General features: G+C 65.5%; 12 protein-coding genes. 3 read left to right on the top strand and 9 right to left on the bottom strand.

Annotation, left to right across the window (positions count from 1 at the left end):
- Nucleotides 1-3,244 (top strand): SPM autocatalytic domain-containing protein (locus LNV23_RS23200; protein WP_505191018.1); only part of this gene is annotated, 3,244 nt, incomplete at its 5' end.
- A 131-nt stretch (nt 3,245-3,375) separates the two neighbouring features.
- Entirely contained in the window at nt 3,376-3,873 is a 498-nt protein-coding gene (locus LNV23_RS23195; protein ID WP_263565140.1) for an acyltransferase, read from the top strand.
- Nucleotides 3,874-3,882: 9 nt separating this feature from the next.
- Here LNV23_RS23195 and LNV23_RS23190 read toward each other — a convergent pair whose 3' ends face one another.
- The 3 genes from LNV23_RS23190 to LNV23_RS23180 are packed head-to-tail and all read right to left on the bottom strand — an operon-like array spanning nt 3,883 to nt 6,748.
- Nucleotides 3,883-4,635, bottom strand: a complete 753-nt coding sequence (locus LNV23_RS23190; protein WP_263565139.1) for an acyltransferase — start codon at nt 4,633-4,635, stop codon at nt 3,883-3,885.
- The gene (locus tag LNV23_RS23185; RefSeq protein WP_263565138.1) at nt 4,632-5,744 is read right to left on the bottom strand and encodes a DegT/DnrJ/EryC1/StrS family aminotransferase; all 1,113 of its coding nucleotides are present in this window, start codon (nt 5,742-5,744) and stop codon (nt 4,632-4,634) included. Before LNV23_RS23185 ends, LNV23_RS23190 begins: the two co-directional genes overlap by 4 nt.
- Nucleotides 5,741-6,748 carry a WxcM-like domain-containing protein gene (locus LNV23_RS23180; protein WP_263565137.1) on the bottom strand — a complete coding sequence of 336 codons (1,008 nt, stop codon included), beginning with the start codon at nt 6,746-6,748 and terminating at the stop codon, nt 5,741-5,743. The genes LNV23_RS23185 and LNV23_RS23180 overlap by 4 nt, the downstream gene beginning before the upstream one ends.
- Before the next feature lie 245 nt (nt 6,749-6,993).
- Between LNV23_RS23180 and gmd the strand changes: the two genes are divergently transcribed.
- Nucleotides 6,994-8,127: a GDP-mannose 4,6-dehydratase gene (gmd, locus tag LNV23_RS23175; protein WP_263565136.1), complete on the top strand. Its 1,134-nt coding sequence runs from the start codon at nt 6,994-6,996 to the stop codon at nt 8,125-8,127.
- A gap of 65 nt (nt 8,128-8,192) precedes the next feature.
- Here the strand turns inward: gmd and LNV23_RS23170 are convergent, their stop codons facing one another.
- The 6 genes from LNV23_RS23170 to LNV23_RS23145 all read right to left on the bottom strand — a co-directional run bounded on the left by LNV23_RS23170 (nt 8,193) and on the right by LNV23_RS23145 (nt 14,705).
- Nucleotides 8,193-9,008, bottom strand: a complete 816-nt coding sequence (locus tag LNV23_RS23170; RefSeq protein WP_263565135.1) for a class I SAM-dependent methyltransferase — start codon at nt 9,006-9,008, stop codon at nt 8,193-8,195.
- A complete protein-coding gene (locus tag LNV23_RS23165) occupies nt 8,992-10,146 on the bottom strand; it encodes a DegT/DnrJ/EryC1/StrS family aminotransferase (RefSeq protein ID WP_263565134.1) in 1,155 nt (384 codons plus the stop codon). The genes LNV23_RS23170 and LNV23_RS23165 overlap by 17 nt, the downstream gene beginning before the upstream one ends.
- Nucleotides 10,143-10,631, bottom strand: a complete 489-nt coding sequence (locus LNV23_RS23160) for a cupin domain-containing protein (protein ID WP_263565133.1) — start codon at nt 10,629-10,631, stop codon at nt 10,143-10,145. The genes LNV23_RS23165 and LNV23_RS23160 overlap by 4 nt, the downstream gene beginning before the upstream one ends.
- 30 nt (nt 10,632-10,661) lie before the next feature.
- Nucleotides 10,662-11,582: a glycosyltransferase family protein gene (locus LNV23_RS23155; RefSeq protein ID WP_263565132.1), complete on the bottom strand. Its 921-nt coding sequence runs from the start codon at nt 11,580-11,582 to the stop codon at nt 10,662-10,664.
- Between the two features lie 137 nt (nt 11,583-11,719).
- Nucleotides 11,720-13,168 carry a glycosyltransferase domain-containing protein gene (locus LNV23_RS23150; RefSeq protein WP_263565131.1) on the bottom strand — a complete coding sequence of 483 codons (1,449 nt, stop codon included), beginning with the start codon at nt 13,166-13,168 and terminating at the stop codon, nt 11,720-11,722.
- Nucleotides 13,169-13,217: 49 nt separating this feature from the next.
- Nucleotides 13,218-14,705, bottom strand: coding sequence for a TolC family protein (locus LNV23_RS23145; protein WP_263565130.1), 1,488 nt, complete (start codon nt 14,703-14,705; stop codon nt 13,218-13,220).
- Nucleotides 14,706-14,714: the final 9 nt, after the last annotated feature.

Genomic DNA, 14,714 nt, shown 5'->3' with positions numbered 1-14,714 from the left:
AGCCGCTTCCTTGAACAGCGCCCAGGTGGCGGGCCTGACCACTGAGCAAGTCGCCAATCTGGCCACCGACGACCTCCGGGCCATCAACACCGGCGCTCTGCGTGCGTTGAACTCCGAACAGCTGGGCGCCTTGACTTCGGATCAGATCCCGAACCTCAGCACTGCCCAGGTGAACGCGCTGACCAGCAGCCAGATTCAGTCCCTGAGCACCGAGGATCTCAATGCCTTGAGTTCGGACCAGTTCAGGGCCATCAGCTCTGGGCAAGTTGCGGCCTTCACGACCGATCAGGTCAAGGCCCTGACGTCCGATGATTTCGCTTCCATCGGTACGGGTGGCTTGCGCGGTCTGACTTCGGTCCAGGTCGGCGTGCTGACCACCGAACAAGTCGTGGCCCTGACGACAGCCCAAGCAGCGTCCTTGAACAGTGCCCAAGTCGCAGGACTGACGACCGAACAGATCGCCATCCTGGCCACAGACGACCTCAAGGCCATCAATACCGGCGCGCTGCGGGCACTGAGTTCTGACCAGTTGGGTGCGCTGACCTCCGACCAGATCGCCCAGCTGACCACGGCCCAGGTCACCGCCCTGACCAGCAGCCAGATTCAAACGCTGAGCACGGAGGATCTGAATGCGCTGACCAGCACGCAGTTCCGGGTTCTGAGCTCCGGTCAAGTCGGCGCCTTCACGACCGACCAGGTCAAGGCTCTGACCACGGAAGACTTCGCCGCCATCGGCACGGCAGGTTTGCGTGGTCTCAGCTCGGTGCAAGTCGGTGTGTTGACCACAGAACAGATCGTGGCCATGACGACCGCCCAGGCGGCCTCGCTGACCAGTGCACAGGTCGTCGGCCTGAGCACCGAGCAGATGGCCATCCTGGCCACCGATGACCTCAAGGCCATCAACACAGGTGCTCTGCGTGCGCTGAACTCCGACCAACTTGGCGCCCTGACCTCCGACCAGCTCGCAGAGTTGACCACGTCCCAGGTCAATGCGCTGACCAGCACGCAAATCCAGACCCTCAGCACCGAGGATCTCAATGCCTTGACCAGCACCCAGTTCCGGGCCATCAGCTCCGGTCAGGTCGGCGCCTTCACGACCGACCAGGTCAAGGCCTTGACCACGGAAGACTTCGCAGCCATCGGCACGGCCGGTCTGCGCGGCCTGAGCTCGACCCAGGTCGGCGTGCTGACCACGGAGCAAATCGTCGCGCTGACCACGGCCCAGACGGCTTCGCTGAGCAGTGCCCAAGTCGCCGGTCTGACCACCGAGCAGATGGCAACACTGGCGACCGACGACCTGAAGGCCCTGAACACCGCTGCCCTGCGTGCACTGAGCTCCGATCAGTTGGGAGCCCTGACTTCGGACCAGATCCCGAGCCTCAGCACGGCGCAGGTCAATGCCTTGACCAGCACTCAGATTCAGAACTGGAGCACCGAGGATCTCAATGCACTGAGCTCGGATCAGTTCAAGGCCATCAGCTCCGGTCAAGTGGGGGCCATGACCACCGACCAGATCAAGGCCCTGACCACAGATGACTTCGCAGCCATCGGCACCAGCGGCTTGCGCGGTCTGAGTTCAACCCAGGTCGGCGTTCTGACCACCGAGCAGATCGTGGCCCTGACCACGGCGCAAGCGGCCTCCTTGAACAGCGCCCAGGTTGCGGGTCTGACGACCGAGCAAGTCTCCATACTGGCCACCGATGATCTCAAGGCATTGAACACCGGGGCTCTGCGAGCTTTCAACTCGGAACAGTTGGGAGCATTGGGTTCGGATCAAATCTCCAATCTGACCACCTCCCAGGTCAACGCCCTGACCAGCACACAGATCCAAAGCTGGAGCACCGAAGACTTGAACGCGCTGACCAGCAGCCAGTTCAAGGCCATCAGCTCGGGTCAGGTCGCGGCCTTCACGACCGACCAGTTCGCAGCCCTGACCACGGATGACTTTGCCGCCATCGGCACGGCCGGCTTCCGCGGCATGAGCTCGGTGCAGCTGGCGGTGCTGAGCACGGACCAGATCATTGCCTTGACCACGGCTCAGGCCAATTCGCTGACCAGTTCCCAGGTGGCGGGTTTCACCACCGAGCAAGTGCACAACCTGGCCAGCGATGATCTGAAGGCGATGACGACGGCAGCCCTGCGCAGCTTGTCGACCGATCAGTTCGATGCCCTGACGTCCGACCACATCATTGCGATGTCGACGACTCAGCTGCAGGCGATCACGACCGGCCACCTGGCCACCCTGGGCACCGAGGAAATCAACGCCCTGGGCACCGCCCAGGTCGCCGCCTTCACCTCAACCCAGCTGGGCAGCTTGAGCACGGATCAGTTCCGAGCCTTCCAGACCGACGACATCAAGGCCTTCACGACCGGCCAGATGGCCGGCCTGACCACGGATCAGATTGCCAGCATCACCTCGGACCAGATCAAGGGCTTCGACGCCGAGGACCTGGCCAAGCTGAACATGACCCAGGTCTATGCCTTCCAGACCGAGGCCTTGGCTTCGCTGACGGCAGCCCAGCTCGACGGCCTCTACCTGGCCACACCGATCGTGCTGGATCTGGACGGCAACGGCATCAGCACCTTGTCTGCCGCCAACGGTGTCCACTTCGACACCTACGGCACCGGCACGGTTCAGAAGTGGGGCTGGGTCGGCGGCAACGACGGTCTGCTGGTCCGCGATGTCAACGGTGACGGCGTGATCAACAACGGCAAGGAGCTGTTCGGCTCGGGCACGGTGCTGGCTGACGGTCACCGCGCGGCCGACGGCTACGCCGCGATGTCCGCCCTGGATGCCAACCACGACGGCAAGCTCAGCATCCTTGACAAGGAGTGGGGCGAGCTCAAGGTCTGGGTCGATGCCAACCATGACGGCAAGACCGATGCCGGCGAGTTGAAGTCCCTGCAGGACCTGGGCATCACCGAGCTGAATTTGGCCTCGCAAGCCAACAGCGCGATCGACAACGGCAATTTGGTGGGTCTGGTGTCCGACTACAAGACCAGCGACGGTCAGACCCACAGCATGGCTGACGTCTGGTTCGCCAAGGATCTGCCGAAGGACGGTGCGGCCGATGCGGCGCCGCCAAGCCTGGGCGACTTGCTGGCCGGACCGGCGGGCACCTTGCTCGGCGATGGCAGCGCGGTCCAAGGCAGCAAGCTGGAGCACGCGGCGCCCGAGGCTCACTTTGTCCACAAGCCCAAGCTGGACGACGACGACCTCGATCGCATCACACCGCTGATCTGAGCCTAAGCTCGGCAAGAATGGCCGGGCCCTGTGGCCCAGCCGAACGCGGCCCCGACGGTGACTCTCCAGTCGCCGCCGGGGCCGCGTTTCCTTTATGCTGCGCCACCTGGAAGTTCAGCCACGCCACAGCCATGACCGAGACATCGCCGCCCCCCCGCATCCATCCCCTGGCCGATGTACAGACGACCCAGATCGGGCCCGGCTCTCAGATCTGGCAGTTCTGTGTGGTACTGGCGGGCGCGCGCATCGGCCGTGATTGCAATATCAATGCACAGGTCTTCATCGAGAACGATGTGCAGATCGGCGACCGGGTGACGGTCAAGTGCGGGGTGCAGCTCTGGGACGGTCTGACCGTGGCCGACGGTGTCTTCATCGGCCCCAATGTCACCTTCACCAATGACCGGCTGCCGCGCTCCAAGCAGTACCCGGCAGCTTTTCAGCGCACGGTGATCGAGGCGGGCGCCTCGATTGGCGCCAACGCAACCATCCTGGGCGGCCTGCGCATCGGCGCGGGCGCCATGGTCGGTGCCGGCAGCGTGGTGACGCGTGATGTGCCTGCGGGCGAACTCTGGGTCGGCAACCCGGCACGCTCCCGCGGGTCGGTACCGAAACCTGAAAGCGCAGACTGAGCTGAGGCGCTAGATCGCGGCCAAGGGCGGCGCCATGGCCGCAGGATCATCACCAGTCAGCGGCTGCGGAAACAGCGCCGCCTGCGCGAGGTAGCTGGCGTGGTAGGCGCTGCCCGACTGCAGCAGGCCGGGGTTGCGGATCCACTGCACATGCTCGCGCACAACCCGGGCTGGGTTGCCGGCCAAGGCCACATGGGTTTGACTGAAGCGCTTGGTCACCACGCTGCAGGCGCCGACCACAGTCTCGTCGGCGATGCTGACCGACTTGGTGATGTAGACGCCCTCGCCCACCCAGACATGGTTGCCGACCTCGACGCCTTCGCTGATGTCCAGGTAGGCACCGCTCTCGCTGTCGAAGATCAGATGCGGTGATTCGCCGCAGCGCAGGGTGATGGAGCTGGAAAACATGCACTCGCGGCCTATCGTCAGGCGATTGCCGGAGTTGTAGAGAAAGAAGCGGCCGCCCGCCTCGATGGTGAACTCCGGGCCGATCTGGATCACGGTGTTGTGAGCCCGGATGTGGTTGCCGCAGCAAATGCCCAGTCCCTTGATCTCGGAGTCGCGGTCGATGAAGACGCGGTTGTTGTCGCCATTGATGAAGAGATGCAGCTTGGATGCACCGGCGGTGTCGCGAATCTCGATCTGGTTGTTGTCACCGTTGACATAACCGAGCAGCTCGACATTGGCGCCCACGCTGACCCGGTTGCCGCTGCCGCGCTGCTGGAAGCCGGCGCTTTTTCCTAACCCAGTGCCGCCACTCATGCCGAGGCCCTCACGGCCGCAATCACCCGCTGCACCTGCGCTTCGCTCATGCCCGGCCAGAGCGGCAGGCTGAGCACCTGGCTGTGGATGGCTTCAGAGATGGGGAAATCACCGGGGCCGTAGCCCAGCTCGGCATAGGCCGGCTGCAGATGCGGCGGCACCGGGTAATGGATCAGGGTGCCAATGCCCTGGTCTTGCAAGTCGGCCTGAAGCCGGTCGCGCGCCTCGTGACGGACCACGAACAAATGCCAGGCCGATTCGCAACCCTCGGGTTCGATCGGCAGTTGCAGTGGCAAGCCGGCCAGGCCATCGAGCAGCTGGGCGGCGATGCGGCGGCGCGCCTCGGTGGCCGCCCGCAGATGGGGCAGCTTGGCGGCCAGCACGGCGGCCTGGATCTCGTCCAGGCGCGAGTTGATGCCTTTGAGCTCGTTGTGGTACTTCACGCGAGAGCCGTAATTGCGCAGCACCCGAACCTGGGCGTCCAGCTCAGGGCTGCTGCAGCTGACACCGCCGCCATCGCCCATGGCGCCGAGGTTCTTGCCCGGGTAGAAGCTCCAGGCCGAGATGTCAGCCAGGCTGCCCACGGGCCGGCCGCGGTAGCGGGCCGCATGGGCTTGCGCGCAGTCGTCCAGCACCTTGAGCCCATGGCGCTGCGCCAGGGCCTGGATGGCGTCCATCTCGGCCGGCAGGCCGTAGAGATGGACGGGCAGGATGACCTTGCTGCGCGGCGTGATGGCCGCCGCGATGCGGGCCGGGTCCATGTTGTAGCTGCGCGGATCGGGTTCCACCGGCACCGGGCGGGCGCCGCACTGGCTGACGGCCAGCCAGGTCGCCACATAGGTGTTCGAGGGCACGATCACCTCGTCGCCCTCGCCCACGCCAAGTGCGCGCAGGCTCAGGGTCAGCGCATCGAGGCCGTTGGCCACACCGGCGCAATGCGCGCTGCCGCAGAACTCCGCATAGGCGCGCTCGAAGGTCTGCAACTCCTGGCCGAGCAAGAACCAGCCGCTGCCGGCCACGCGCAAGAGGGCCGCGTCGATATCGACCTGGGCCTCGCGGTAGGCCGGCTGCAGATTCAAAAAGGGAACCGTGATTTCAGCGGCACTCATGCCTGGCCTCCAGCGCCGGCCGCCACGGCAGCCAGGAATTCGTCGTAGTTGCGGATGTAGTCGTCCGCGGCATAGGTGTCCGAAGCCAGCACCAACAGCACGGCGTCGGCCGAGAACTGGTATTGGATGCCCCAGACCATGGGCGGGATGTGCAGGCCCAGGCGGGCGCTGTCGAGCAGGATCTCGTCGCGCTGCCCGGCGCCGTCGTCCACCACCAGGCCGACCGAACCTTTGACGCAGACCAGGAACTGGTGGCAGGCCCGGTGCGCATGCTCGCCCCGCACCTCGCGGCTGGGCACGTCGTAGACCATGAAGAAGCGCTGCGGCGTGAAGGGCAGATGGGCACCGATCTCGCCGAAGGACAAGGCACCGCGCATGTCCACGATCTTGGGCAGGCGGTGCAAGGTGGCACGGGCCACGTTCAGACGCGGCAGCTCTGCAGCCGCCGCTGCCGGCCCGGCTGCCACGGTCTGGCCCGGCAGGTCGAGATGCGGTGTGTTGGCGTAACCGGTGATGTGGGCGGGGTTGCCGGCGACGATGGCATTCGGCGGCACATCGCGGGTGACCACCGCGCCGTCGCTGACCAGGGCATTGGCACCGATGGTCAGGCCGGGGCGGATGGTGGCGTTGGAGCCGATGCTGGCACCCTTGCGCACCAGGGTCTGAACGAAGCGCTCGGGCCGCTGCTTGCTGCGCGGGAAGGCATCGTTGGAGAAGGTGACATTGGGGCCGATGAAGACATCGTCCTCGATGCGCACGCCGTCCCAGAGCTGCACACCGCATTTGACGGTGACCCGGTCGCCGACCACGACATCGTTCTCGATGAAGACATGGTCACAGATATTGGCATCGCAACCGATGCGCGCACCGGGCAGGACATGGCTGAAGGCCCAGACCCGGCTGCCGGCGCCGATCTGTTGCGATTCGACCAGGGCCTGCGGGTGCACATAGACATCGAGCATTTTGCGGGGGTCTGCGGGCGGCGGGGCGCTGTGGCTGGGCATAGAGGGGGCTCGCTGCTGTTCCTGGAAAACCGGGTGCCGCACAAGCCGCACCCTCGACCGGAGCAAAGATAGCCGATCACGGCCGGGCCAATGCACCGTTGAAGGCGAGAATTACGGCACAACTCGTGCGGCCGGCGGTATCGGCCCCCCGCGCGGGGAATTGAGGCCGCTGCCGGGGACTGTTCACAGGATCTGGGCGACCGGACAGGCTCTATTCTTCAGCGCATGTACAGCAAGGGACATTCATGAGCAAAACCGCACTGATCACCGGCGTGACAGGCCAGGACGGCGCCTACCTGGCCGAGCTGCTGCTGGACAAGGGCTACAAGGTCCACGGCATCAAGCGCCGCTCCAGCATGTTCAACACCGACCGTGTCGATCATCTGTACCAGGACCCGCATGAACCCGACCCGCGCCTGCAACTGCACTACGGCGACCTGTCCGACAGCACCAATCTGATCCGCATCGTCCAGCAGGTGCAGCCCGACGAGATCTACAACCTCGGCGCCATGAGCCATGTGGGCGTCAGCTTCGAGCAACCCGAGTACACGGCCGATGTCGACGGCATCGGCACCCTGCGCCTGCTGGAGGCGATCCGCATCCTTGGGCTGGAGAAGAAGACCCGCTTCTACCAGGCCAGCACCTCCGAGCTTTACGGCCTGGTGCAAGAAACCCCTCAGCGCGAAAGCACGCCCTTCTACCCACGCAGCCCCTATGCCGTGGCCAAGCTCTACGCCTACTGGATCACGGTCAATTACCGCGAGGCTTACGGCATGTATGCCTGCAACGGCATCCTGTTCAACCACGAAAGCCCGGTGCGCGGCGAGACCTTCGTCACCCGCAAGATCAGCCGCGCCATCGCCCGCATCGCCATCGGCACGCAGAACTGCCTCTACCTTGGCAATTTGAGCGCCCTGCGAGACTGGGGCCATGCCAAGGACTATGTCCATATGCAATGGCTGATGTTGCAGCAAGAGGTGGCCGAAGACTTCGTCGTCGCCACCGGCGTGCAGCACAGCGTGCGCGATTTCGTCCAGCGCGCCGGTGCTGAACTGGGCCTGACGATTGAATTCCAGGGCCAGGGCGTGGACGAGGTCGGCGTGGTGACGGCCGTGGCCAAGAACGAGCTGACCCGCAATCTGCCGCCGCGCTGCAAGCCCGGCGATGTGATCGTGCGCGTGGACCCCGGCTACTTCCGCCCCACCGAGGTTGAGACCCTACTCGGCGACGCCAGCAAGGCGCGGGACAAGCTCGGCTGGCAGCCACAGATCACGTTTGCGGACATGGTCAAGGAAATGGTGCAGAGCGACTACACGGCCGCCAAGCGCGACAGCCTGGTCAAACTGGCCGGCTTCAACGCCTACGACCACCACGAATAATCGGCCGCAGCGCCATCAAAGAAGCCGCCCTCGGGCGGCTTTCTTCATGGGGCGAGCCCTGCACTTCAGGCCAGGCTCAGAACCCGAACGGCGGCCCAGTGGCGGGCGTCCGGCTGGCCTTGCTCCAGCCAGGCCAGGTGCTGCGCATCGCGCCAGCGCGCGCCTTCGATCAGTTCCAGCTCGGGCGCAAACAAGTAGCGCATGGGGTGGGTTTCATGGAACTGCTGCATGGGGCTGCCGTCCGCGGGCTCGACCAGCATGGTGTAGTTGACGTCGCAGACATTGCGCGACCAGTGCATGACCGGCTCGGCCAGGCGGGTGACACGCATCTGCGCATCGCCGAGCCGGCGCACACGCGTCTGCGGCTGCTGACTGAGCACGGCCGGGCCATACCAATGGTCGTGCACGAACACACCGCCGGGCGCCAGATGCCAGGCGGCGGTCTCATGCGCGGCCTGCAGATCGGCATTGCTGGTCTGGTAACTCATGACATGGAACAGGGTGATCACCGCGTCGAAATCGGCTCCGCCGCCCTGCCCCACGCGCACCTCGCGGGCATCGCCGGGTCCGAAGCTCAGGCGTTCAGACAGCTCCTCGGGCAAGGCGGCCCGGCGCGCCTCGGCGCGGGCCAGCATGCTGTCGCTGAGGTCGGTGCCGTGCACCGTGAAACCCAGGCGAGCCAGATGCTCGGCATGGGCACCGGTGCCACAGCCCAACTCCAGGATCCGGCGGGCCTGCGGCAGGCGCTGACGAATCAGAGCGGCCACATAGGCGGCCTCGGCTGCATAGTCCTTGTCGGCGTAGAGCAGGTCGTAGTAGCGGGTGTAGAGCGCAAAACGCGCGTCGGCGGACACGGCCGCCATTTCAGGCGTGCTGGACATGGGCATGCTCCTGGGTGGCACTCATGGCCTGTTCCATCACCTCTCGCACCGCCTGCGCCGAGGCCACCATCTGCTCCTCGCTCAAGGCCAGGCCGCTGGGAATGTAGAAACCACGCCGGGCGATGCGCTCGGACACCGGATGCGACTCGCCCGCCATGAGTCCCATCTTGCGAAAGACCGGCTGTTCATGCATGGGCCAGAAGAAGGGACGTGTGCCAATGCCCCGCTCACCCAAGGCCTTCATCATGGCCTTGGCATCGAGCGGCACCGCATCGTCGAGCACCAGGGGGTAGACCCAGTAGATGTTGTCGGCCTCGGCAGTCTGAGCCACGGGCAGCTGAAGGCCCGGCGTGCCGGCCAGCAGCTCGGTGTAGCGTTGCCCCATGCGGCGCTTGCGGGCCACGAACTCGTCCAGGCGCTCGAGCTGGGCCAGGCCCAGGGCGGCTTGCAGATTGGTCATGCGCATATTCCAGCCCAGCTCCTCATGGACGAAGCGCTGCTCGGGCTTGAAGCAGAGGTTGCGCAGGCTGCGGCAATGGGCGGCCAATTCGGGGCTGTTGCAGACGATCATGCCGCCCTCGCCCGTGGTGATGTGCTTGTTAGGGTAGAAGCTGAAGGTGGAAATGTCGCCAAAGCTGCCGCAAGGCCGGCCCTTGTAGGTCTGACCGTGCATTTCAGCGGCATCTTCGATCAGCTTGAGGCCATGCTGCTGCACCAGGTCCAGCAGCGGGTCCATGTCCACGGGCAGGCCGTAGAGGTGAACCACCATCACCGCCTTGGTGCGAGGCGTGATGCGGGCGGCCACCGCCGCTGCACTCATATTGAAAGTCAGCGGATCGCAGTCGACCACCACCGGCGTGGCACCGGCGCGCACGATGGCGGCGGCGCAGGAAATGATGGTAAAGCTGGGCAGAATCACCTCGTCACCGGGGCCGATACCGAGCGCCACCACGGCCGCATCGAGTGCCACCGAACCATTGCTGACAGCGATCGCATGCTGGCGTTGCACACGCGCGGCAAAAGCAGTTTCAAACTCGGTGATGAAGGGCCCTTCGGACGAGATCCAGCCGCTGTCGATGGCTTGCAGCAGGTACTTGCGCTCGTTGCCGTCGAGCAGGGGTTCATTGACAGCGATCACAGATCGGCTCCTTGGGTCGTTGCCGCCGCAGCAGCGGCAGAGGGAATGTCGGCGCTTCTCAGCTCCGCGGCAGAAACCGGGGAGAAGCGCAGCTTGTCACGGTCGCCGGCATATGGGCCTTGCTTGACCTCGATGATCTCGGCCGCCTCCAGCATCTCGAAGCCATGGCCGCCCTGGGCGAGCAAGACCACATCGCCGGCCTCCAGCACCGCCGAGCGCAGGTACTGCTGCTCCGGGCTGTAGAAGTCCACACGCACCCGGCCGCTCTTGATGAACAGCACTTCTTGGGTGAACTGCACCTGGCGCGGCACCGGCAGATGCACATGGGGCGCAATCACATAACCCTGAGGCCGATGCATATAGCCCAGCTGCTGGGTGCTGTCGTCGCCGGTGAAGAAGGTGATGCCGTCCTGGCGGTGGTGGTGACGCAGGATCAAGGCCAGGTTCAGGCCTTGGTGCACGATCGATTCCAGACTGGGGGGCATGGCGGGACTCGGCTTCATGGGGACATGGGCTCAAGCGGCCGCAGGCACGGCCTGAACCGCAGCGGCCGGATCGACAGGGGCTGCCGGCGCAGCGAGCAAGCCTTGCCACAGCTGCACATGGCGACGCGCGAAGCCGTCCCAGTCGCTGAGGCGCTGACGGCGCGCGTGGATCTCGTCCAGCTCACGCTGCAGGCCTTGGGCGACCGCCAGGAGCTGCTCATGGGTGGCGTAGGTGATGATGTCGCCCTCTTGCTCCAGGTGGTAGCCCTGTGCCGTGACGATGGGCGTGACGCCGTAGAGCAAGGCATCCAGGGTGGAGAGCGCGCCCTCATCATTGCCGGTGTAGAGCAGGTAGTCGCTGCTGCGCAGCCAGTCGATATAGCGGCCGCGCTCGAACTGCGGCTGGTGCTCGACCTGATAGCCCTCAGCGATCAGCTCGGCCAGGCGAGCCTCCCAGCCGGCGCCCATCACACGCAGCAGCAGATCGCCAGGTCGGAAGGCCCGGGCGAAATCAGACACCCAGGCTTCGTTCTTGCGGCCGTCTTCATACAGGCGGCCCGAGACCATCACGGTACGCCGGGTCCGCTCACCCGGCAGCATGGCCGGTGGTGCGAAGTTCGCAAATCGGGGCACGCCGGTGAGCGTGCTGAGCCGTCGGCTGGTTTCCTCGGACATACACAAGCCCCAGATGCCAGCGCGCGCCTGGGCCTGCACCAGGCCAAACTTCTCAGGCGTGTCGATATGGGTCACCATGGTGCAGTGCAAGCCCGGCACCTGGACCTGGCGCAGACAGGCGTAATTGACATGCAGGGTGACATCGAAACCCGGCATCTGGGCGAAGCCGACCACGGCCTCCTGCACATGGGGCGCCAGCGCGGCGGCCAGGCGGGCGGCGTAGTCGTAAAGAATCCAGCCACCGGCCGGCTCATAACTGAGAACGTTGACGCGCATGCAGATCTAGCTGTGGTGGAAATCAGTGGAAGCGAGCAGCAAGGCACTCACTGGAAGCAGAACTCGAGGCGCCCTGATGTCCGCACTGTAAGCCTTGGCGCCAAGGCTGGCGCTCGGAACAACAAAGGGAAAGGAGCTCAGCTCTTCGCCAGGGCCGGGCCAGCCGCCGAAGGCGCCCAGGAAAAGGCCAGCAAGCCATTGGCCAGGGCCTCGGTGGCGCCGTCATGCTGCGTGCCATGGAGCTGGGCCCGGCAGCGGCCGGTGCCGCCCAGGCGCGCCGTCAGCGCCGCCTCCACGGCCGCCACCTCGGACAGCTCGCAGCCTTCGCTGCCCAGCAGGCACAGCAGGCCGCTCGGCAAGAGCGCGCCGGCCACCAAGGTGTGGATCGCGCGCAAAGACGCACCCGGCGCGCCGATCACCAGCACCAGGTCAAAGCCAGCGTCCTCGGGCCGGAAGGCCAGCTGGCCGCCGGCCAGCTGGGCCTCGGTCAAGTCGATGCGGGTGCCACGATGGGCCGGCAGAAAAGCGCACAGCGCGGCTTCGGCACGTGCCCGCTCCTCGGCATCAAAGGCCAGCGGCCCGGCTGCGGCCACCTGGACCAGCAAGAGCCGACCACCGGCCTGGCGGCGCGGCTGCAGCAGCTGCTGCAAAGCGCTGGCCATCTGCCGGCGCGGCGCGACTCGCGAACCGAGGCTGGAGCCATGGCGGTGGCACAGGAATTCCAGCAGTTCCAGGGGCGCGCTGAACTGCTTGCTCTCATGCCGACCATGATCCAGGTAGTGCTGACGCGGGTCCTTCTGCGCGGCCGCATCGCTGCGATGCTGCCAGGCGTAACGCACGGCGTCGAAGTTGGCGTGAACCCGGTTGGGGCTGATATTGGCCGAGTTCTGAATCAAGTCATTGTCATGCTTGAGGCCGGCAAAGTAGCGGATCTGCGCCCCACTCCACTGGCGCGCGAAGTCGAAGGACATCTGGTCGCGTTTGCAGAAGTTGAGGATCTGCTCCCACCAGGTTTGGCCGAAGCGGATCAGGGTCGGGTGCATGTGCTGGCGCAGGATGACCGTGCAAGTGCTCAGCGGTGTGATCTCGGCCAGCGCCTTCTTGCCGGCGTAGAAATCAAGCTGACCACAAATGCGTTCGGCGCTCTCGTAGCCGAGCTGGATGATGGCCTCGGCCTCCTGCTGCGGGTTGCTGCGGGTGGTGTGCGGGAAGGTGCGAAAGACGGGGCTGCCGGCGGCGAACTCCGGCGCATCGAGGGCCAGATCGCGCTGCTGGGGCAGACGTTTGAAGACGACGATGTTGTCGACGTAGAGGCTGTAGTCCCAGTCCTGCAGATACTCATGCGGCAAGGCCTTGGGTCGACGCGAGAGTTTCTCGGCCGGCAAAGGGATGTCGTCGATGTAGCGGAACTGCCAGACCTCGGAGCGCAAGGCCCGGTTGTCGGTGAAGCAGACGAAGCCGATCTCCAGGTCGCTGTCCTGGCGCAGGCCAGGCGGCATGCCGGCCAGCGGGTCACCCAGCGGCTCCTTGGAACCGGTCAGCACGGTGTAGATGACCAGGCGTGGGCGGGCAGCAGTCGTCGTCATGGTTCAGCAGTCAGCAAGGCCTAAGGGCAAGAAACGAAGGCAGCGCGGCTCAGCGGATCGGCGTCAGCACGCCGCGCCCCATGGACCACATCATGGCGACCGCCTGCTGGCCGTCGAACAAGGCGTTGACATGGGCGACCCGCAAGGAGAAATAGTCGGCCTCGCTGCCCATCACGTCGAACAGCGAGCGGCGCCCGAGTTGCTGCCACTGCTGCAAGGTGGAGGCGCGCAAGCGGTCGCTGTTGCGCAGGATGTCGACAATACGGCGCGCCCGGTCGAAGGACGAGACCGCGGATTCATGGATGTCGGCGATTCGGTAACGGCGCGCCTCGATGCCATCCTCACGCTGCAAAACTGCCGCTTGGGCCCGCTTGCGGGCCGCACTGATGGCGGGCTCGGCCGTGGCGTTGTAGAGGGGCATCGACACGCTGAGCCCGGCCGACCAATCACCGCCCTTGCTCATTCCGGCCATGGCCGTGCTGGTGCCGATGACATTGATCTGCGGCTTGTAGCCTGCAGCGACCGATTCCGCATAGCTGGCCTGCGCCTTGGCCTGCGCGTCGAGTTGGCCCACTTCGGGAGACAAGGCCACATCGCGCTGCATCTCGGACAGCTCGGGCACTTGAATCAGCAAGGCCGAATAAACCGCACTGCGCGGCAGCTGATCGCCGACGAAGCGACGCAGCTGTGTCTCCACCTGGGCCAGTGCAGAATCGGTCTGCTGCACGGCCAGCTCCGCCTGCTGCTTGTTCTTGGTCGCCTGCACCAGTTCGCTGGCACGGCCTCGGTCCGCCTTGACGATGGTGTCCAGGGCCTCCACCAGGCAAGCCATCTTGCGCACGTATTGCGCATAGACCTGGGCTTGCAGCTGATAGCGGCTGCGGTCCATGGCCAAGGCGACCGTCTGCAAGGCCAGCTGCTGCTCGGCGCTGGCCAGCCCCAGGCGGGCCGACTCGGCCAACTGGCTGCGCCAGTTGGCCAGCTGTGCCGTGCGGCCGAAGTCATAGAGCGGCGCACTGATGCTGAGGATGGCGCGGCCCTGCATGCCATGTTCCAGAGGCCGGTTGTCGGACTTCAGCCCGATGTGGTTGAGCGATCCGCCCAAATTGATCTGGGGCAAGCGCGCCGCACGCGCTTCCTGCCAGTCGGCATGCGCGGCCTGCGCCAGCAAGGTAGCCGCGCCCAATGACTGGCTGCGCTGCAAGGCCCGGTCCACCAGTTCCTGCAACTGGCTGCGCGGATCGATGGCGCTGGAATCGAGCATCTGGGTGTCTCGGCCCGAGCTGGACGGCAAAGCGTCTTCCTCGCCACACTGGCTCTGCGTGGGGCTGCGCTCGGCGGCGGGCGCCGGAGCGGCTTTGGTCGCGGCCTTGCTGGCGGCTACAGCGGCCGTTGCCTTGGCGCGCGTCTGCGCCACAGCAGCTGCGGGAGGCATCAGGCAGAACAAGCCCAGCAGCAGGGGCAGGTGCTGCAGCATGGCGTGCAAAGGGGCTGCCTTGCGCGCCGTTTTTTCGCCCCGGAAGTTATCGGTCCACATGAACCGTAC

The sequence above is a fragment of the Kinneretia sp. DJ1R-11 genome (genome assembly GCF_025717595.1).
GTDB lineage: Bacteria > Pseudomonadota > Gammaproteobacteria > Burkholderiales > Burkholderiaceae_C > Paucibacter_A.
The sequence above is the reverse complement of the archived record's forward strand: the minus strand, read 5'-3'. Positions and strand labels throughout refer to the sequence as shown.

Coding starts and splice junctions, on each gene's coding strand:
- gmd (WP_263565136.1), top strand. CDS start 6,994: ATGAGCAAAACCGCACTGATCACCGGCGTGACAGGCCAGGACGGCGCC.
- LNV23_RS23180 (WP_263565137.1), bottom strand. CDS start 6,748: ATGCCCAGCCACAGCGCCCCGCCGCCCGCAGACCCCCGCAAAATGCTC.
- LNV23_RS23155 (WP_263565132.1), bottom strand. CDS start 11,582: ATGCGCGTCAACGTTCTCAGTTATGAGCCGGCCGGTGGCTGGATTCTT.
- LNV23_RS23160 (WP_263565133.1), bottom strand. CDS start 10,631: ATGCCCCCCAGTCTGGAATCGATCGTGCACCAAGGCCTGAACCTGGCC.
- LNV23_RS23190 (WP_263565139.1), bottom strand. CDS start 4,635: ATGAGTGGCGGCACTGGGTTAGGAAAAAGCGCCGGCTTCCAGCAGCGC.
- LNV23_RS23145 (WP_263565130.1), bottom strand. CDS start 14,705: ATGTGGACCGATAACTTCCGGGGCGAAAAAACGGCGCGCAAGGCAGCC.
- LNV23_RS23150 (WP_263565131.1), bottom strand. CDS start 13,168: ATGACGACGACTGCTGCCCGCCCACGCCTGGTCATCTACACCGTGCTG.
- LNV23_RS23185 (WP_263565138.1), bottom strand. CDS start 5,744: ATGAGTGCCGCTGAAATCACGGTTCCCTTTTTGAATCTGCAGCCGGCC.
- LNV23_RS23170 (WP_263565135.1), bottom strand. CDS start 9,008: ATGTCCAGCACGCCTGAAATGGCGGCCGTGTCCGCCGACGCGCGTTTT.
- LNV23_RS23195 (WP_263565140.1), top strand. CDS start 3,376: ATGACCGAGACATCGCCGCCCCCCCGCATCCATCCCCTGGCCGATGTA.